Below are 18,776 nucleotides of genomic sequence, written 5' to 3' on the forward strand. Positions count from 1 at the left end.
ATGCTACCTTGCACAATGCGCGGATTGCTGGCACTTGGAATGCTGGTTTTGGCGGCTACAACAGCAGCCGCAGGTGAGCAGTTGTTCGACTCCATCGCCGCCGGCGACAAGGTTGCCGTGGAGCAAGCCCTGGCAGGCGGTGCCGACGTCGACAGCCGGGCGCGCGACCAGGCAACGCTGCTCATCGCTGCAGCGCTCGATAACCAGCCGGAAATCGCCGACTTCTTGCTGGCCAAGGGTGCCGACATCATGGCGCGTAACTCGGGCGGCTTTACCCCGCTTCATGCGGCGGCCTTCTCGGGCAGCCTGCCGATCGCCAAGCTGCTGCTGGAAAAAGGCGCGGTGCTCGACGATGCCGCCAACAAGGCGGGTGCTACGCCGTTGCTGGTGGCCGGCGAGGAAAACCACATTGAACTGGCCGAGTTCCTCATTGCGAAAGGTGCCAATGTGAACCATGCCGAGGGGCATGGCTACATGCCGATAACGCGCGCATTCTGGAAGGGCAACACGGATATCATACGACTTTTCAAACGCCATGGTGCTACCTGCCAAGCCAAAATTCTTGGCGAGGCGAACGCGGCGAAGTGCGCCGAGATCCACGATTAACGGAGGATACAGATGAGCACGATGATCAAGCCACGACTGGTTCGGAGTTTGGGGACGGCTGCCCTGGTCGCGGTAGCTGTGGTCGCCGGCGCGGGATCGGCATGTGCCGACGATTCGGTAAACACCGGCTATTTTGGTGGTGTGGCGATCATGGGCTACGACACGGTCGCTTACTTCACTGACGGCAAGGCCGTGAAGGGCTCCGAAGAGTTCACTTATGAATGGCTGGGGACACCTTGGCATTTCGCCAGCAAGAAACACCAGGAAATGTTCATGAGCGAACCGGTCAAGTACGCTCCTCAATATGGCGGGTACTGCGCCGGCGAAGTCGTGGGCGGGGGGGTCACGGTCAATGTCGATCCTGAGGCATTCAAGATTATCGACGGCAAGCTCTACCTGATCTACGACGTCGACAATGCCGATGATTTCGCCGCGCATGCAGCTGAAAATATCCCGAAAGCCGATGCCAACTGGCCGAAGGTCGCGGCCAATTTGGAACTCGATCACTATCATTGAGACGCGCGTGTGCGTCTACCGAACCACGGTGAAGTGAAACACCTTGCTTGTATTGGCATAGGAGTAGCTTTTGCCGGCGGCGTCGTTGCGTCTGTAGACGGGACCACAGTCGGGGCGACCGAACAGGTTCTCGCTCTGCTCGCACAACAGATCGCCATCGACGTAGACGGTCTCGGTGACTAGCCGCGTCGTAGAGCGGAAGGCCGCCTTGCCGTCGCTTCCGATCTGAAGGAAGGCTGGTTGGAGACCGGGTTCGATCTGGCCTTGCAGTGTATGGCCAATGACGAGGGACGCGATCTCGGCACCCTTTAACTGGTCCTGTTCGGCCGGGGTAAAGCCGAAGCGCCATTGGGGGAGGCCCGCCTGGCGCAGTGCGGCGACGAGTATCGCCAGATCCTGCGGATTCCGAAAATGTGCATGAGTCATCTCCCACCCAGCCAAAGAGTCCACGTAGCTGGACCCTGCTACGAGGCGGAGCCCCTCGGCGATTGCGGCTTTCGCATCCGGTAGGCGGCCGCCGCGGACATACGCCGCAGCGAGCGTAAACCGAAAGTTGCCAACCGTGGACGCATCGTCGCGTGTGTGCTCGAGAGTCTCGATCGCTTTCTCGACATTGCCCTGGAGCAGAAAAACCAGCCCAGCAGTTTCCCGGTTGATCGCTGAGAGGTCGGGGTCGAGCCTGAGCGCCGTCTCGACCGCAGTGGCTGCCTCGGCATGATTGCCGGCGTAGAACTGAACATATCCAAGGGCTGCTTGCGCCTCTGCATCGCCCGGACCGATTGAAACAGCCTTCTTGGCAGAGGCAATCGCATCTTCGTAGCGGCGATTCACGACCTGCATGATCCCAAGAATAGCATAGGGCGACGAAAGGTCAGGGTCGAGTTCCAAAGCTCGGCTCGCCTTCTCATATGCTCTCTTTCGTGCTGGCGCGCTCTGGATGACGTCGTTGAAGGCCTCCCGCCAGATATAGATTGTGGTGCGCGCGTCGGCCGCGAAGGCTTCGGCAAAGGCGGGGTCAAGCTCCTCCGCCTTGTCGTAGAGCGCAAGCGCCTCCCGCAGCCCGGCCTGCAGGACGCTGCGTGACGCCGTCTCGGCTTGTAGATAGTAATCATAGGCCTCGAGATTGCTCGTCGGCGGCCGCGCCATGCGCTCGCTTTCCGCTGCCGAAGGTTGCATGCCAAGCGCCTTGGCGATCTCGCCGCTCATCTCGTGTTGGACGGCAAACACGCCGGCCATGCCACGGTCGAACCGGTTGGCCCACAGATTGTCGCCCGTTGCCGTATCGATGAGCTGGGCATTGAGGCGGATCTGCTCGCCGGTGCGGCGGACGCTCCCCTCGACAACGAAGCGGACGCCAAGGTCGCGCGCGACGTCCGCCAGCGCTGCAGGCTTGTTCTTGTAGGCGAACACCGAGTTGCGCGCGATGACGTCCAGACCGGACAGCTTGGTGAGGTCGGTGATCAGATCCTCGGTGATGCCGTCAGCGAAATAGTCCTGGCCTGGATCGCCGCCGAGGTTTGCAAACGGCAGCACGGCAACCGATGGCCGCGATGGCACTGAGAACTTCTGCCATGCGAAAATGCCGGCAATCGCGGCGATCGCCAAGGCGGCGGCGCCTGCCAGGATGATGACGCGCGAGCTCGGCCGGTGTGGCGCGGCCGTGACCTTTCCCGATGCTGCGGGATCCAGCAGCAGTCGATAGGCGCGAACCGGATCGGCGATGTTCTTGAGGCGCTGCTCGCCAAGACTGGCAAAGCCGACATCAACCTTGTGAACGGCATGATCAAATGCGGTTCCGGAGATACATACACCCCCCGGCTCGGCCATAGCCTCGAGGCGCGCGGCGATGTTGACGCCATCGCCGTAGATGTCATTTTCCTCTACGATGACATCACCGAGATTGACGCCGATGCGAAACCGGATGTGGCGGGGGTCGGAGGTGCCCGGGTCTCGGACAGCCATCCGGCGCTGAATCGCGGCAGCGCATTGGACGGCATCAACGACGCTGGCGAATTCGACCAGCGCCCCGTCTCCCATGAGCTTGATAATCCGACCGTGGAATTCCTTGATCGCGGGGTCGACCAGTTCTCGACGGCAACCCTTCAGTCGTTCGAGCGTGCCGACCTCATCCTCGCCCATGAGCGTGCTGTAGCCGACCACGTCGGCAGCAAGGATCGCGGTAAGCCTTCGCTCCATACCTGCCTGCGCCCTCCTTGGTCGATCAAGCGGCTTCGCGCAGCCTATTCTAGTCCCGCATCGGACGCGAGTGTGTGCGTCCGTTATGACGCGCGTGTGCTTCTACTGAACAACCGTAAAGTGAAACACCTTGCTTGAGTTGACGAAGGAATAGCCGCCGCCTCCATCGTCGCCGCGTTTATAGACGGGTCCACAGTCGGGGCGCCCGAACATATTCTCGCTCAGCTCGCACAATAAGTCGCCATCGACACGGACGGTCTCGGTGACCAGCCGCGTCGTGGAGCGGAAGGCTGCCTTGCCGTCGCTCCCGATCTGGAGGAAGGCTGGTTGGAGACCGGGCTCAAGCTGACCCTGCAGAGTATGGCCCAGCACCAGCGAGGCGATCTCCTTGCCCTTCAAGCGGTTGTGCTCATCGCCGGTGAAACCGAACGGCCATTCGGGCAAGCCCGCCTGCTGCAACGCGTCGACGATGAGAGCCAAATCCTGCGGGTTACGATATTGGGCACCGTTGAGTCGGTATGCGGACAATGAATCGAAACCTGGTGTGGACATGGCACCTAGCCCCTCGGCCACTGCCGCCCTGGCATCCTGCAGGCGGCCGGCGCGGGCGTAGGCGGCACCAAGCGTGATCGTGAAATCTCCGACTGACGGCGCATCGTCGCGGGTGCGTTCGAGGGCCTCGATCGCCCTGTCGTTGCTCCCTTGAATTAGAAAGACCAGACCGGCAATTTGCCGGTTTACAGGTGAAAGGTTGGGATCGAGCCTGAGCGCCGTCTCGACCGCTTCGGCAGCCTCAGCATGACTGCCGGCGAACAGTTGCACGTATCCCAGGGCTATTTGCGTCTCAGCATCGCCGGGGCCGAGTGCGACGGCTCGCTCGACCGAAGCGATGGCTTCCTCGTAGCGGCGATCCACGACCTGCATGATCCCAAGAATAGCATAGGGCGACGAAAGGTCAGGGTCGAGTTGCAAAGCTCGGCTCGCCTTCTCATAGGCGCGCTTGCGCGCAGGTGCGCTCTGCATGATGTCATTGAACGATTCACGCCAGATATACACCGTCGTGCTTGCATCCGCCGCGAAGGCTTCCGCAAAAGCGGGGTCGAGCTGCTCGGCCTTGTCGTAGAGCGTGAGCGCCTCCCGCAGGCCGTCGCGCCGACCGGTCCGTGCTGTCTGCTCGGCACGAAGATAGAAGTCGTAGGCTTCGAGGTTTTCGGTCGGCGGCCGCGCCATGCGCTCGCTTTCCGCTGCCGAAGGTTGCATGCCAAGCGCCTTGGCGATCTCGCCGCTCATCTCGTGTTGGACGGCAAACACGCCGGCCATGCCACGGTCGAACCGGTTGGCCCACAGATTGTCGCCCGTTGCCGTATCGATGAGCTGGGCATTGAGGCGGATCTGCTCGCCGGTGCGGCGGACGCTCCCCTCGACAACGAAGCGGACGCCAAGGTCGCGCGCGACGTCCGCCAGCGCTGCAGGCTTGTTCTTGTAGGCGAACACCGAGTTGCGCGCGATGACGTCCAGACCGGACAGCTTGGTGAGGTCGGTGATCAGATCCTCGGTGATGCCGTCAGCGAAATAGTCCTGGCCTGGATCGCCGCCGAGGTTTGCAAACGGCAGCACGGCAACCGATGGCCGCGATGGCACTGAGAACTTCTGCCATGCGAAAATGCCGGCAATCGCGGCGATCGCCAAGGCGGCGGCGCCTGCCAGGATGATGACGCGCGAGCTCGGCCGGTGTGGCGCGGCCGTGACCTTTCCCGATGCTGCGGGATCCAGCAGCAGTCGATAGGCGCGAACCGGATCGGCGATGTTCTTGAGGCGCTGCTCGCCAAGACTGGCAAAGCCGACATCAACCTTGTGAACGGCATGATCAAATGCGGTTCCGGAGATACATACACCCCCCGGCTCGGCCATAGCCTCGAGGCGCGCGGCGATGTTGACGCCATCGCCGTAGATGTCATTTTCCTCTACGATGACATCACCGAGATTGACGCCGATGCGAAACCGGATGTGGCGGGGGTCGGAGGTGCCCGGGTCTCGGACAGCCATCCGGCGCTGAATCGCGGCAGCGCATTGGACGGCATCAACGACGCTGGCGAATTCGACCAGCGCCCCGTCTCCCATGAGCTTGATAATCCGACCGTGGAATTCCTTGATCGCGGGGTCGACCAGTTCTCGACGGCAACCCTTCAGTCGTTCGAGCGTGCCGACCTCATCCTCGCCCATGAGCGTGCTGTAGCCGACCACGTCGGCAGCAAGGATCGCGGTAAGCCTTCGCTCCATGTGCGGTTGTCCTGCCTCCCTAGCTCAAAGCTTCGCTGAGCGTATTCGACTGGCGTTTCGAATGCGAGCATGCTTGGCCTACTGGACAGCGATAATGCAACCACGTCGTTTTGAAGACATTGCCCTCATGGCTCAGCCTTGTGCGAAACCGGATGTTGCCGCATGGCTGATGTGGGTCGAGATCGGCCTCTGTCGTTCTTAACTGGCCACAAGCGGACTTACTGGTCCCGGCCCCAAGGCTGCCGGTCAGCAATGCGCCTCATTTCGGTCGTTCAGGCCGCGCTGACGGTTTCCTGAAAGCTGCCTGTCCGTTCAGCCTATTGTCCGGCGAGGAGATCGGCACAATTCGGCATCCGCCATCGTAACCGCAATTCGTCATCTCTCACCGGGTTGACAATCGCTCCTCAGGCGCCATGCTGCAGTGCAACATGGCTAGCTACGAAACCAGCATCATCAAATCGTCGCGCATCGAATGCCTGGACGGGCTTCGCGCGCTTGCGGCGATCTGGGTGCTGGTCGGGCACTGCATGCTTTTGACCGGCTGGCAAATTCCGATCGTCAGCGAGCCGGATCTCGGCGTCGACCTGTTCATCATGCTGTCCGGCTTCCTGATGGTGTTCCACTATCAGCTGCGCCAGGAAAAGGAGCCTTGGCAAAGATCGGAAACCTGGCTCAAATTCTGGACGCGCCGCTATTTCAGGATCGCGCCGCTGTTCTATGTCATGCTTTTCCTGGCGCTGGCGCTTGGCCCCTATCTCTACGATTGCAGGATCATCATCGACGATTTCCTCTCCAGATCGCACCAGGCGCCGGAACGCTACCTCGACGGCAGCCTGAAAAACATCGTCGCTCATCTCACCTTCCTGTTTGGGCTGGTGCCGAGCCTCGCCTATCGCACGCCGCTGCCTGACTGGAGCCTGGGGCTGGAGATGCAGTTCTATGCCGTGTTCCCGGCCGTCATGCTGCTGGTGCGCAGGCTGGACTGGATCAGGAGCGCCCTTGTGGTCGCGGCGGCCGGCTGCGTCATCGTGTTTGCGATGCGGCTGTTGTCGATCCATTTTCCGATGCCGTCCTTTCTGCCGCTGAAGATGCAGATATTCCTGTGCGGGATGCTGCTGGCCGGAGTCGTGCATCAGAGCCAGCCGCGATCTATCCTGTACTTGGCACTGGCGCTGCTGCTGGCGGCGCTGCCCTTTGGCGGCGATCAGGGGCTGGGCAAGCTTCTGGTGCGCGAAGCGCTGGTGGCGGGCTTCTTTGCCCTGGTTCTCTACCGCATGCTGCCTGGAAGGGCGGGAACGCTGGCGCGAGCGATCGCCGTGACGCTCAGCAACCGGTTCTTCCACCTGATGGGCGAGCTTTCCTTCAGCATCTACCTGATCCACCTGCTGGTGCTGCAGCCCGTCGCGGCGTTCGTCATCAGTGAGTTCGGCCACGAATTGTCGGCGCCGCTGCGCTTCGCCATCGTCGTTGCCGTTGTGCTGCCGACGGTGACGTTGCTGTCCTGGATCACCTACACTCTGATCGAGGTCCCCGGCCAGAAGGCGGGCCGCTTCGTCGTCCAGCGCTTTGGCCGGAAAACTGCGCCGGTGCTCGAGAAGACCCCGGCGGAGTAGGGCGCCAAGTCAGCCAGTTCCCTCGATTGAATTCACCTACGACTGTGTCACGCCCTCTTGTGTGCGGCGAGATGAAGGCCGATGCCGCAGCAGGGACCGGATAATGTTGTCGTAGATGTAATTGGCGACAAGCGCGAGGCCACGAGAATGAGACAGGGCCAGATCAGCTTGTCGTCAACTGTCGCTTTGACGAATTTTTCCGAAGTTCAGCTTAAGACGGTGCGCCGACTCAGCCGGAACGGGCAGGCAAACCCTTCCCCTGCGCTGGCGCATGTCGCGGCGATTTCCTGCTGTGGTGGATAAGGCAACCGAACCGATGATCAAGATGAACATAGGGGCTGACTAGGCTAAGCGCTGGCGAGATCAAGCGGTACGCGGGGAGAAAAGGCGCTTGTCGCCCGCAACCTGTTCATGGGCAGTGGTTTTGGCGGTGATAATCATCTTGGCTGGTCTGATCGGGCACAAGGCCCACATCCTGCTGTAGTCTTCGGATCAATGGATTGCGCCAGCCCTCGATCGGGTGCATCTGCAAAGCAAAAGCCCGCCGCGTCTGGGCCGAGAGCGGCGTGCCGTCTTATTGCCGAGAGTTGAGCGCCCCTGCCACATGCAACTTTCGCGTTGGCGCACGAGTGCGGGCACATTCGACGAAAGCGATGCGCCTCGCGTCTGCCGTTTGGATCAGCTTCGCCATTGCCTCGCGCCCGCCGGTCGGCTGGCTGTCGAGGTGGCTGCCGATCAGCAGCGGCGGCAGGGTGGCATCCGTGCCCTCGCGGCGGATGAAAAGGTTTGCCATGGCGTCCTGGAAAACCGCGAAGCCGCGCGCGAGCGCCAATTCCGCCAACAGGCGCCGGGCGCCGCGATCCTCGATGCTGAACGCCTGTCGGTTTACGCCACCGGCTGGCGTCGCGCCGATCCGGGCGAAGGCATCGAGCCGGCCCAGCAGCCGCTCGCCGTCGATCTCCGACACTAAAGTCACCGCTTGGATGAAGGCCTTCACCCGTTGCGGATCGACCTGATTCCACCACACTCCATCATGTTTCAGCGAGCTGGCGACAATGACGCCGTCGACGATGTCCAAGATATCGTTGGCGTTGTCGGGTGTCACCCCGCTGCCGACAAGCGTCGGCAGTCCGGCGGCGTCCTTGATCATCCTGATGTAACTGAGGTCGGCGGCGTGGCCAGTGCGCTGGCCGGTGGCGATCACCGCGTCGGCATCGAAGAACACGAGGTCCTTGACCTGCTCCTCGATCGGCCGGTCGCCGACGATCGCGTGGGCGCCATGCTTGACATGCGCGTCGGCGAAGATGCGGATACCGTTGGCCCGAAGCCTAGCGCGGAAACGCATGGCGCGCGCCGCTTCGCCTTCGATAAGGCCCTCATTGGCGACATAGGCATTGGCCCATTGATTGACGCGCACGAAGGCTGCACCGGAGGCACTGGCGATCGACAGCGCGGGAATGGAGGCATTGGCAAGCACATTGATGCCGATCGGCCGGCCGAGTTCGCGGCGGATGCGGTCGGAGACGACGGACATATAGGCTGAAGTTCGACATGCCGGGGGCGGCATTCTCTCCCGATATGGTCAAAACCGTCGAGGAGGCCGCCAATACCCTACAGCTGCCGCACAAACAGATGATCTCGGGTGCATTCCATGACGCGCTGTTCCTCGCCCGGGTGGCGCCTGCCGTGATGATCTTTGTGCCGTGCCGTGACGGGCTGAGCCACAACGAGGCGGAATATGTGGAGCCTGCCTACGCGGTTACCGGCGCGCGGGTTCTGCTTCAAGCGGCCACCGTCGCCGCCTCTTAGGCAGCGACGGTGGCACAGGCGTGCTGGCGTGAAGAGGCAACCTGTGGAGGTGCCCGTCCGTCATTTCGTGACGTCGGCGGGCTGCAACGGGTGGTCAAGGCCGCCGAGCTGCGGCGGATTGATCGCGGACGTATGATCGGCCCACATTCAACACCTGCCCCAGCAGAAAAGCCCACCAGATCCCTGGGCCGTCATTGACGCCGTGGTTGATAAGGCGGTGACGATCTCGTCGGCTTGTCGACATAGCGATCTGCTGGGCCGCCTCGGCCACCGGCAGGGAATCCCCACGCCCGCCATGGACCTTGCCCGTGCCGATCGCGAGTAACTGGTCGAGGTGTGCCTTCCAGCCGTCCAGCGTCAGGTGTGGTGCGCCGTAGCCCCACATCGTTGCGGGTCCGTCGCGGGTCAGCCAATCTGGCAAGCTGTTACATCAGGGACGCGGTCGCCAGACGACTGCGAACGCCGTTCGGCTTCTGGTCGCCAACGTACTCGACTTTCGTGTCTACCAGACGATCGCTGTCGATCCCGGCTGCGGTCAAGATATCCTCGACCGCCTTCAGGCGCTGCTTGGCCAGTTCCTTGTTTGTCTTTGCAGCGTCGGCGCCGGTGAGTTCCATGGCCGCGAGAGCCGTCAGTTCGACATTGCAACGTGAGTCTCGGATGCTGGCGGCGAACTTCTCGAGGTCGGCCTTGACCCGCGGTGAGATCACATAGGACTGGCTATAGAAAAACAGGTCGACCTGCACAGGGCTGCGCTTCTCATATTGCCGGCAAGATATGCCTTGCTTTGGCAGCGTGTACAGTATCGCGCTCCGCGCCGTATTGGTGTCGGCGGCGCCGTCGTCAACCCAATGCGAAAGCACCAGCACCATTTCGGGCTTGACGCCTTGCGCCTTGAGAAAATCGCCGGTTGCATCGAGCCTGAGACCAGCGATGTCGTAGGCTTTTTTGTAGTTGCCTTCCTTGCTCGCCGTTGCGTAGAGGCGGTAGCCGCAATCGTGCCCAGCATCCTTGACGAAAGCCGCAAGGGCCTTCGCGGATTCCTCGGATATCTTGCCGTCACCTTTTTTGAAGAGGACGCGATGTGCATTCCACTGCGTGCATTTAGACCCCATGTCGCGTTCCTGGGCGGCCGCGCCGAAAGACATTGCGCATCCGGTAATGACAATAAATGCCAGAACAAGGCCCAGCGATTTCTTCATTGTCTTGGCGCCTCCACGCGGACTTAATCTACTACCGCACTTAAACGTCGACAAGGCGCGACCGCGTCCCGACAACCCGCGCCCCTCAGTCCCACACCAGCAACAGCTTGCGCCAGAAAGCATTGGACGGCATCGGCTTCGAGCCGGATGGCAGCCGGATTGCCAGGTAGATCGTCAGCCACTTGCGATCGACCTCCCGGGTCGAAACTTTCAGGTCATGCAGTTCGAACGGTCTCGAGACGCGCGTCCATCCCGAGAATGACAGCGCGCCGACAGGTGCATCGTGTTTCCACACAAGTTTTTCTTCCTGCCTGCCGAGCGCCATGGCGAACTCGAATGGGGATGCTTCATCGTGGGCGATCTCCACTGTCGCGATGACACTTCTGGCAAAGGCCGGGAAGGCCGAATTGAGGGCGGCAACAACCGGACCGTGCGTATTCGGCCGCAGGAATATACCGCCATTGTCGCCGGCGATGAGCAGCGTCGGCAGCTCGGAGGGATAATCCGTCACAAGCGCCGCACGCTTCAGGTCATCATTGGTCATTCGGCGGGTGCGTTGGCGCTGTTGGGGTGCGTTGAGGCGCGGGCGCCTGGCATCGTTCGAAACGACATGGCGGATATGGACGCTTGAAAAGCCGCCGAGGACGCGCGCCTCCGGGCGGCTGCCGCCGCATTTGACTGCCAACAACAAATCGCGTCGGCCGGTAGCCGGCGAACTGACCATCGCCCCTATCTCACGCGCTTCGTGCCGTCGGCTGACATCAGCCCAACCGCTCCCGCTGCCATCCTCAAGCAGCCGGGCGAAATTGCTGAAGGTCTGGTTTTCTGCGTCTACGATCGCGAGCTGAAACTGCGCAGAGCCCGTCAGTTCCTCGTCGAGGTAAACCCAACACGTCGCGCCTACGGTGCCCGGCGGGCAGACTCCCTTCAGCAAAGCCATGGTGACATTGCTGCCCCTGGCTTCGAGGAACAACTGGTCTGGAGACAGTTCGACATAGCTCAGCAGGTCCGGATCGGCATCCGGATACGAACCGACATGAGCTAGGCGCATGGGCTCGGCGGAAAGATACTGCTCGCTGTACAGCGAGGAATTCAACTCGGGCACCGTCTCTCCGGTCGCCGCGTTGAGTATTTCAACCACACCCACAGCAAAGTCGCTTCGTCCTGCACGGGCGAGAAGCGAAATTGCGGTATCCGCCCTGCCTTCGCGTGCCGCGATCTCGGCCAGCAACTGCATGGCGTCCGCGGTATTGGCGGGACCTGTACTCAACCTGAGATACCGCTCGTCGTTAACCCGCAGCTCCAGATTCCAGAGGTTGAGCTCCTTCTCATGATTATCGGTGTTCGAGCTGATGGCGAGTTGCACGAACATTTCTGTTTTCGCGAATCGATGCTTTCGAAAGACAGCGATGATCGGCTTGCGATTCCTCAGCCACTCGGCATTTCGGTTCATGCCCGTCGGTGCCGACCGGTACCAATAGAGCGGCTCCGGGACGGGGACGATCTCCAGGCCTGCCAGATCCGCGCGAAGGAAAAACTCCCAGTCGCTTGCGGAAAACCCCCGCTCTTCGTTGAGGTAACCTATCTTGTCGAACACCTCACGCCGGAACATCGCATTGGCATCGCCATACGGATTGTTGAGCATGGCGATGTCCGTCGGCCCGCCGACCGGGAAGTAGAGCACATAGCCGCTCCTGGTGTCCGGCGGCACGAAGGGCTCGTTGAGCCACTTGGCGAAGGTCGTGCAGATATCGGCGCCGGAATTTTGCATGCCGGCGACGAACGTACTGACGGCGTTTGGGAACAGCACGTTGTCGTCGTCCAGGAACAGGATCAGCGAACCCCTGGCGGCGCGGATACCGGTGTTGCGCGCCTTGCCGAGGAAGCCGTTCTTCTGCTGGATGATCCGCCATCCTCGCTGCTCGAACTCCGGTTCGAGTTCCGCCAACAGGTTGATTGCATCGGGATCGGTGCTGCCGTCATCGACGACAATCAATTCGATGTTGGGATAGTCCTGGCGTCGAACCGAGGCAATCGCCTGCGGCAACAGGTGCACCCGGTTGTAGTGCGCAGTGATGATCGAAACGAGCGGCCGTTGGCTCCGCCTGCGACTGGAGACCTTGCCGGGTTCGCGGGAGAATTTCGCGTGCAGCCCGCTCCAGGCTTTCTCGAGCGCTTCCCGCTTTTGCAGGGGCTTTGCCGGACGAAACGATCGGCTTTCCAGCACAGACGCTATTTTGGCCGCGATGGCGGAGGCCGACGCATCCATCAGGACGGCATCGGCCGACTTCGGATGGAGAACGTCACGAATGCTGCCGACATCTGTCGCAATGAACGGGATCTCTTCGTTAAGGCACGTCATCACTTCCAGCGGCAGCTGAGCCGCTGAGTGCGTCATCGCCACCAGAGCATGACTCTGCCGCAGGTATCTATAGATGTCAGGCTCATCTCGAATGGGCAGGAGCTTCAATTTGAACGGCCATTGCCGCGCACGCCGAACGATCATGCCACCCGAATGCTCGCCCAGGACATGACCAAACGCGCCGACTACCGTCACTGTCAGATCGGTGACGCCGCTGTCGGCCAGACGATCGAGCGCATCGCAGAACAGCGTCAGCCCATCGCGCGCCTCTGTGCCTGAAAAATGAATCACTTCGGCGGTTGGCCGATCCCGCGGCCTGTAGTGATCGACAGCGAAGTTGGAACGCCACTCCTCCGGCTCGAGGGGCGCAGCAATGTGATGGCTGGTGGGCAACTTCCATCCCGCCTTGGCCATCCAGTCGAGCAGCGACTGGCCAGCGATGACAAGATGGTCGCACGTCTCGGCCGACCTCTTTTCCATGTGCGCGACGGTCATCTGCTCCTTGCGTTCGACCGCCCGTGAATTGGCTTCCAGCTTCCACACAAGGGGCTCATGTGCGAGCACGATGATCGTAGGAGGATCGGGAAAGACACCTGTGCGCTTCGCAAGGGTGGAGAAATGCGCCAGTCCGCCTTCAAGCGCAAAATAGACGACGTCGAATGCATTCTGCTTGAGGTAGTGGTAGGCGGCCAATGAGTTCTTGTCGCAGGACTCCGTGCCGCGCAGCAACTCGGGCGAGGGCGGCAACAATTCGAGCCGCACCAGGAAATTGTCGAAGCACCATTTGCCCAGCCTGACTATTTCCTGATCATCGGGCTGGCTGCCGAGCGGGCTCGGCGCCCAAAGCAGCGTCACGGTATCGCCGGTTCCGGCCAGATGCTGCGCCAGCGCGTAGGTTACCGACCCGTGATCGCCAGTCGCCGTCGAGCCGAACTCAACCTCCGAAACGACACACACATTGCGAGGCTTATGGCTTGCCTGTCGCTTGCCCGTGGGCATGGCGCCTGCCTTGGAACCAATGCTCAATGACCCCCCCTTGTCAGGCCGCTTCGTTCGAAACAGTCTTGCCAACAGTTGGATAACACTTTGATAATCGTTTCGCGGGACTCTCAGCAGCGTACCTGCCTTTCGCGTAAACTGGTTGATGACCTCGGATGGTTGAACTTCGATCCCCAAAACATCTCGCGCGACTGGACGACCGGCGCATTGACGTGACCGATGGCGAGATCTTGTGCTTTGTCGGACTGCGCAACGAAGCCCAATTGCTGCGGCAACTTCTCGACCACTACCGCGGCCTGGGCGTCGATCGGTTCTTCTTCCTGGACAATGGCTCCACGGATGGGACCCGCGAATTGATCCTGGAGCAGCCGGACAGCCACTGCTTCCACACGGAAGGATCGCATTTCGCTGAAAACATCGATCCGCCGCGATGGATCAACACGCTCATGAATGTGTTCGGCACCGGCCATTGGTGCCTTTCGATCGACGCCGACGAACTTCTCGTCTATCCCGATTTTGAGCGGGCAAATCTCCAGCAGCTTTGCAGCTACCTCGATTCGACCGGCGTCGACGCTGTCATAGGCTCCATGATCGACATGTACGCCGATGGCCCGTTGGCCGAATACAGCTATGATGGCAAGATCCCGCTTGTTGAAGCTTCACCCTACTTCGACCCGGAGCCGGGATGGCTGCGTCCGCGCGACGGTATGTACCCACCCGAGCAGATGTTCGGTGGCGTGAGGGAACGGGTCTTCTGGCACGGCCGGTTCAAGCAAACTTTTCCCCCGTGCCTGACAAAGGTGCCGATCGTGAAATGGGGGCGCGGCACGCGTTATCACGTCGCACAGCACACGATCAGCAAGGTCCGATTCAGCGAACTGCGCGTCGCATTGCTGCACTTCAAATTCGTCTGGGGATTCCGCCAGAAATCAGCGTCGTCTCTGAGTGAAAATGCGCAGCTCAAGGAAAAGACGCTTGAGGAGCGCGCTGCCTACATGGAGGCCTTGGAGCGCAATCCGAAACTCGCGCTTCGGAACCAAAGCTCCGTCTGCTATCGGGGTGACGGCGCGCAACTCGTCGAACTCGGCTGGATGACGACCTCGGAGCCCTTCGCCGGTTTCGTTTCGACCCTGGCCATGCAACACCAGCGCAGCGACTACGCCACCTGATGTGCTCGAACTACTGAGGGAAAATCCGGCTGATGCTTATCCGCCGTAGCGGCCGCCACCTTCACCGTGGCCTTTGCCCTCTTCACCGCCCGCAAACTGGCCCAAACTGTTGAGAGCAAGCGCCTTGCAGGCTGTCGGAGCGTTCGGGTACCGGTGCAGATAATCCTCAAGTGCCTCGATGGTGCCGGTTTTAAGGGCCTGCTCGCAGGCAAGCTCGGCTTCCTTGACGCCAACTTCGGTCTTCGCCTGCGCCGCGTCAGAAAAAGCGACGCTCAACCCCAGCAGACTAAGTCCACCCAACAGTAGAGAATGAATCCTACGCATAACGCACCCCACCTACTCAACCCACTGAAACATTAGCGTCTGTTAACGTTTTGTCAACCATTCTTGGAAGGTTCCACCAACGTGGTTAACGCGCACGACCGATGAACGGGCCTGGCTTGCGCTCGGATCTCCCTTGCCTGGTTGGATCGACGTTTAGTCGCTGAACAGTGTCAGCGTGCGGAAGAACGCATTCGTGGGAAAACCGTTGGACGTTGCGGTGAAACGAACGGCGAGAACGATTGAAAGCAGCATCTTCCTTCGTGTGCGAAGCGTTGCCACCAAGTGATGACGCACAAATCTGTCTTCGATGCTCATCCAGCCTGAGAAGGCGATCGTTTGCTTGCCGATGTCCTGTTGCCAATCTATGGGCTGGTCGGGTCGAGCAAGGGCGAGAGCAAAATCCATCGCCGGCGCATCGGCATGAGCGATTTCGACGGATGCTTCAACCTTCCGGAAGAAGGCTGGAAAATGATGATCAAGCGATGCAGCGACCGGGCCGTCCGCATGCGGACGCAAGAACACCCCGCCGTCGTCCGGTGCGACAAGCAGCAGCGGGAGAGCCGAGACGCGGGGTGTAAGCAACCGCGCACTCCGCAGCATGTCGTAGTCGAGAATGATAGAACCGCCGCCGACATCAGGACGGTCGGCGGCATTGTGGTCTGTGGCGGGGCGCCCAAGCAAAGTGGCAGCCGTATCGGGGCGGCCGATCGACCCAGCAATGCTGGCAAGCTTCTCTATGGCCGCATCGCTGTTCGGCTCGATGCCGCAAAGCTCCAGATATTTCCGATTGCCGGGGGTATATTTCAGGTTTTCACGGGCACTTTCAATTTCAGACCGGTGCGCGTTCTGGGCAATGGCCAAATGATGCAGCAGGCGGGCGCCATCGGGCAGGCTCGACCTGAACGCCTCCAGGATGGGAAGCCGGTTGTCGTACCAGTTCGACGTCCGAAACATGCCATCCGGTTTCGAGCGATACCAGTATAGCGGCTTTGGAATCGTCCTGATCTTGAGACCGGCGAGAGAGGCTCGGGCAAAGAATTCCCAGTCGTGCATGGCGTAGCCCGGCTTTTCGATCAAGAACCCGATCCGCGAGAAGACAGACCGGCGCATCATCGCATTCGCGTCACCGTAGACGTTATGGATCAGGCCGAGCGCGTCGGGACCACCCAGAGGCAGGTACTGGATCAGCCCGTCGGCGCGATCTTCGGGCACGAAATCCTCGTAGAAGATCAGTTGGAACGCAGTGCAGATGTCGGCACCCGATGTAGCCATCGCACGCACGAAATGATCGACGGCCTCCGCAAACAGCGCGTTGTCGTCGTCGACGAACAGGATCAACTCGCCATGCGAAGCGCGGATGCCGGCATTTCGCGCCGCACCGAGGTGCTTGTGCGGTCGGCGCAGAATCTTCCACCCGCGCTGACGGAAGGTCGGTTCCAGCGTATCCAGCAATCGCCTGACTTCATCCAGGTCGCTTCCGTCGTCGACCAGAACCAGTTCCAGGTGATCATAGGTTTGCGCTTCGATCGCAGCGATTGCCTGTTTAAGATAGAGCGGCCGGTTGCGATGGGCCATGACAATAGAGACCAGGGGTGACGACCCGGCACTTTTGTCGACGCGCCAGCGCCTAGTTGGCGTCGGCAAGTTGCGCGTATCCAGCCAGGACTGCCGACATTGGCTCAGGCTGTCGACAGGCAGTGGGCGAGGCGGGTCGTCGAGCGCCGCCGAAATGGCCTGCGCCAACGCGGCGGCGTCAGGATCGACCAGCCGCGGCTGCCTCGCCTGCGCACTCCAGCGCTCGGCGTTCGCGTCGACATTGGTCGCAACGAAAGGCAATCCCGCCTCGATGCATGCGGCAACGGTGCCGCCCGTCGATGCGGCGTGGGCGGGGATGACGGCAATCGCGCCGGCCCGCGCGACGTAGTCGAGCTTTGCGGCGGGGCTTGCGTGCGCCAACAGGTTGACCTTGAACGGCCACCGCTCGGCGCGTCTCAGCAGCAGTCCACCGCTGTGCTCGCCCATGATCTTTCCAAATGGACCGAATGCGGTGACCGTCAGCCCTTTTGGCGCCATTGGCGCTATGATGTCGAGCGCGTCGCAAAGCAGCGTCAGGCCATCGCGGAAGCGCCATCCGGCCAAGACGGCAAGTTCTCCGCCCGTCGACGATCGCACACCGGCTGGAGCGAGACGATGCTGCAGCGGCAACATCGGCGTCACGATCGCCTTCTTCACCTTCCAACCCTTCGACAACATCCAGTGTCGCAAGGCTGCGGACACACAGATCGTCCGGTTCGCCATCTCGGCGCAGTATTTCTCCATATAGGCGACGGCAATCACCTCGGCGCTGTCGAAGAACGCCTTGTCGGCTTCATGTTCCCATTCTTCCGGAGCGTGAGCGACGACCACGATCGGCGGCGCGGCAAAAGCCGCAGTCTCGACAGCCAGCAGCGTGTAGTAAGGCAGCCCGCCCTCAAGGGGCGCGTAGACCAAATCGTGGCCGGACCGTTCGAGATAATGCAGCACAGCGGCGGACCGGCTCTCGGGTGTCGTCAGCCAAGGAAGCAGCTGATCGGACTTGTCGAGAATGACCAGCCGCACCGATGCCGCCTCCAGCTCGCGGTGGCGCGCGGCCTCCTCCGTTGGAGCATCCCTGCCTGGAACCCATAGCAGGGTGACGTCGTCCCCCTCTTCGGCAAAAAGCCTGGCCAACTCGACCATGGCGCCATCTTCGCCGCCATGGTCGATTGCATTCGTCACGACGCAGACGCGGCGAGGCTTGCCTTCCTTTGACCTCCTCCGCTCCTTGCCACCAACGGCCATCCGACTTCCTCTGATCCAAATCCGCCGATTGCGCTACGCAGCACAGTCATCTGCAATGATGCCTGCGACAGGTTTACTTTTCAGTGATCATGCTTCTGCGTCATTGGTAAACCAAATCGTCAATCAGGTTCTAAAACGACTGCATAATCGATCGACTGATTCAAATTTAGCGACACGGAATATTCAATTTTTACGCCTCCCAGCTAGTCATTGACGGCATAGCAGGAGGCGCAAATGAAAACGACAATGAAGTTTCTCGGTGCGCTCGGTTTGATCGGCGCACTGGTCTCGGCAAGCTCCGCAGGAGAATTGCTGCGTCCGCGCATCAGCCTTGGCACGGCCAACGTCAAGACCATCAGTGGCGATCGCGGCGGCTATGTGATCGACTATGCCATTCGTGCGCTAAAAATGCGTCGCAGTGGCACTTTTGTGCGGTTCAACGGTTCGTGCGACTCGGCCTGCACGCTTTATCTGTCGATGCCCAAGAGCAAGGTGTGCATTACGCAGAGCGCGTCGTTCGGCTTTCACCTGCCGTATGGCGTTTCTGCGCGCGGCAATCAGGTGGCCGCGAATTTCATGATGAAAAACTACCCTGGCTGGGTTCGCGGCTGGATCGCCAAGCGTGGGGGGCTAAAGAGCTCCATCGCGACCATGACATACGCGGATGCGAGCCGCTTTCTGCCGACGTGTCCTTCCCAACAGCAGGGCATGACCGTCGCGAGCCTGAGCCCAACGCGTCTGCGCGGCGGCTGATTGCCTGCGCAGTACTGAAACGTCATGACGGCGGGTGGTCGACGGCGCCCGCCGTTCGTCAATTCATATGGCGGGTGCCCAGTTGATGGAACAGCTCACCTGGGAACAACGCCTCGCCGATTATCGC

12 protein-coding genes and 3 pseudogenes are annotated in these 18,776 nt (G+C 61.0%); 6 read left to right on the forward strand and 9 right to left on the reverse strand.

The genetic code is table 11. The features are described 5' to 3' along the window. The first annotated feature begins 15 nt into the window (after positions 1 to 15). Together NKI96_RS01155 and NKI96_RS01160 are read left to right on the forward strand one after the other, a co-directional pair. Positions 16 to 606, forward strand: a complete 591-nt coding sequence (locus NKI96_RS01155; protein WP_031198904.1) for an ankyrin repeat domain-containing protein — start codon at positions 16 to 18, stop codon at positions 604 to 606. 12 nt (positions 607 to 618) lie between these two features. Continuing rightward, on the forward strand, positions 619 to 1,122 hold the full coding sequence (locus tag NKI96_RS01160) for a YHS domain-containing (seleno)protein (RefSeq protein WP_023707420.1): 504 nt from the start codon (positions 619 to 621) through the stop codon (positions 1,120 to 1,122). A gap of 15 nt (positions 1,123 to 1,137) precedes the next feature. Here the strand turns inward: NKI96_RS01160 and NKI96_RS01165 are convergent, their stop codons facing one another. Together NKI96_RS01165 and NKI96_RS01170 are read right to left on the reverse strand one after the other, a co-directional pair. Further along, positions 1,138 to 3,318, reverse strand: coding sequence for an adenylate/guanylate cyclase domain-containing protein (locus NKI96_RS01165; RefSeq protein ID WP_023694976.1), 2,181 nt, complete (start codon positions 3,316 to 3,318; stop codon positions 1,138 to 1,140). A 102-nt stretch (positions 3,319 to 3,420) separates the two neighbouring features. Continuing rightward, a complete protein-coding gene (locus tag NKI96_RS01170; protein WP_023822754.1) occupies positions 3,421 to 5,598 on the reverse strand; it encodes an adenylate/guanylate cyclase domain-containing protein in 2,178 nt (725 codons plus the stop codon). 428 nt (positions 5,599 to 6,026) lie between these two features. On the opposite strand from NKI96_RS01170, the gene NKI96_RS01175 reads away from it, so the two are divergent. Further along, positions 6,027 to 7,211 carry an acyltransferase family protein gene (locus tag NKI96_RS01175; protein ID WP_031198854.1) on the forward strand — a complete coding sequence of 395 codons (1,185 nt, stop codon included), beginning with the start codon at positions 6,027 to 6,029 and terminating at the stop codon, positions 7,209 to 7,211. Positions 7,212 to 7,908: 697 nt separating this feature from the next. On the opposite strand, the pseudogene NKI96_RS01180 reads toward NKI96_RS01175, so the two are convergent. Beyond that, positions 7,909 to 8,187: pseudogene (locus NKI96_RS01180) on the reverse strand (Zn-dependent hydrolase); the annotation flags it as partial. Then, positions 8,185 to 8,757, reverse strand: a pseudogene (locus NKI96_RS01185) (BtpA/SgcQ family protein); the annotation flags it as partial. The pseudogenes NKI96_RS01180 and NKI96_RS01185, both read right to left, overlap by 3 nt. Between NKI96_RS01185 and NKI96_RS01190 the strand changes: the two are divergent. Further along, positions 8,757 to 9,020, forward strand: a pseudogene (locus NKI96_RS01190) (M20/M25/M40 family metallo-hydrolase); the annotation flags it as partial. The pseudogenes NKI96_RS01185 and NKI96_RS01190 sit on opposite strands and share 1 nt — an antisense overlap. Before the next feature lie 94 nt (positions 9,021 to 9,114). Here the strand turns inward: NKI96_RS01190 and NKI96_RS01195 are convergent. The 3 genes from NKI96_RS01195 to NKI96_RS01205 all read right to left on the reverse strand — a co-directional run bounded on the left by NKI96_RS01195 (position 9,115) and on the right by NKI96_RS01205 (position 13,583). Then, complete coding sequence (locus tag NKI96_RS01195; RefSeq protein ID WP_023670626.1) at positions 9,115 to 9,405, reverse strand: hypothetical protein; 291 nt, start codon at positions 9,403 to 9,405, stop codon at positions 9,115 to 9,117. Positions 9,406 to 9,445: 40 nt separating this feature from the next. Further along, complete coding sequence (locus tag NKI96_RS01200; protein WP_352802590.1) at positions 9,446 to 10,222, reverse strand: OmpA family protein; 777 nt, start codon at positions 10,220 to 10,222, stop codon at positions 9,446 to 9,448. 85 nt (positions 10,223 to 10,307) lie between these two features. After that, the gene (locus NKI96_RS01205; protein WP_352802593.1) at positions 10,308 to 13,583 is read right to left on the reverse strand and encodes a DUF6212 domain-containing protein; all 3,276 of its coding nucleotides are present in this window, start codon (positions 13,581 to 13,583) and stop codon (positions 10,308 to 10,310) included. A 155-nt stretch (positions 13,584 to 13,738) separates the two neighbouring features. Here NKI96_RS01205 and NKI96_RS01210 point away from each other — a divergent pair, with 155 nt between their 5' ends. Then, the gene (locus NKI96_RS01210) at positions 13,739 to 14,752 is read left to right on the forward strand and encodes a glycosyltransferase family 2 protein (protein ID WP_023685755.1); all 1,014 of its coding nucleotides are present in this window, start codon (positions 13,739 to 13,741) and stop codon (positions 14,750 to 14,752) included. 36 nt (positions 14,753 to 14,788) lie between these two features. Here the strand turns inward: NKI96_RS01210 and NKI96_RS01215 are convergent, their stop codons facing one another. Together NKI96_RS01215 and NKI96_RS01220 are read right to left on the reverse strand one after the other, a co-directional pair. Beyond that, positions 14,789 to 15,076, reverse strand: coding sequence for a hypothetical protein (locus tag NKI96_RS01215; RefSeq protein ID WP_023707299.1), 288 nt, complete (start codon positions 15,074 to 15,076; stop codon positions 14,789 to 14,791). Positions 15,077 to 15,229: 153 nt separating this feature from the next. Then, positions 15,230 to 17,413 (reverse strand): glycosyltransferase family 2 protein, encoded by a 2,184-nt coding sequence (locus tag NKI96_RS01220; RefSeq protein WP_502900242.1) that lies wholly within the window; start codon positions 17,411 to 17,413, stop codon positions 15,230 to 15,232. A 717-nt stretch (positions 17,414 to 18,130) separates the two neighbouring features. On the opposite strand from NKI96_RS01220, the gene NKI96_RS01225 reads away from it, so the two are divergent. Further along, positions 18,131 to 18,649: a hypothetical protein gene (locus NKI96_RS01225; RefSeq protein ID WP_023746383.1), complete on the forward strand. Its 519-nt coding sequence runs from the start codon at positions 18,131 to 18,133 to the stop codon at positions 18,647 to 18,649. Positions 18,650 to 18,776 lie beyond the last annotated feature (127 nt).

It is taken from the genome of Mesorhizobium sp. M0292 (genome assembly GCF_040321695.1).
GTDB lineage: Bacteria > Pseudomonadota > Alphaproteobacteria > Rhizobiales > Rhizobiaceae > Mesorhizobium.

What these genes read in the sequence shown, in the direction of transcription:
- NKI96_RS01170 (WP_023822754.1), bottom strand. Translation starts at nt 5,598, where the DNA reads ATGGAGCGAAGGCTTACCGCGATCCTTGCTGCCGACGTGGTCGGCTAC.
- NKI96_RS01200 (WP_352802590.1), bottom strand. Translation starts at nt 10,222, where the DNA reads ATGAAGAAATCGCTGGGCCTTGTTCTGGCATTTATTGTCATTACCGGA.
- NKI96_RS01210 (WP_023685755.1), top strand. Translation starts at nt 13,739, where the DNA reads ATGGTTGAACTTCGATCCCCAAAACATCTCGCGCGACTGGACGACCGG.
- NKI96_RS01225 (WP_023746383.1), top strand. Translation starts at nt 18,131, where the DNA reads ATGAAAACGACAATGAAGTTTCTCGGTGCGCTCGGTTTGATCGGCGCA.
- NKI96_RS01155 (WP_031198904.1), top strand. Translation starts at nt 16, where the DNA reads ATGCGCGGATTGCTGGCACTTGGAATGCTGGTTTTGGCGGCTACAACA.
- NKI96_RS01165 (WP_023694976.1), bottom strand. Translation starts at nt 3,318, where the DNA reads ATGGAGCGAAGGCTTACCGCGATCCTTGCTGCCGACGTGGTCGGCTAC.
- NKI96_RS01175 (WP_031198854.1), top strand. Translation starts at nt 6,027, where the DNA reads ATGGCTAGCTACGAAACCAGCATCATCAAATCGTCGCGCATCGAATGC.
- NKI96_RS01215 (WP_023707299.1), bottom strand. Translation starts at nt 15,076, where the DNA reads ATGCGTAGGATTCATTCTCTACTGTTGGGTGGACTTAGTCTGCTGGGG.
- NKI96_RS01160 (WP_023707420.1), top strand. Translation starts at nt 619, where the DNA reads ATGAGCACGATGATCAAGCCACGACTGGTTCGGAGTTTGGGGACGGCT.
- NKI96_RS01195 (WP_023670626.1), bottom strand. Translation starts at nt 9,405, where the DNA reads ATGTGGGGCTACGGCGCACCACACCTGACGCTGGACGGCTGGAAGGCA.
- NKI96_RS01205 (WP_352802593.1), bottom strand. Translation starts at nt 13,583, where the DNA reads ATGCCCACGGGCAAGCGACAGGCAAGCCATAAGCCTCGCAATGTGTGT.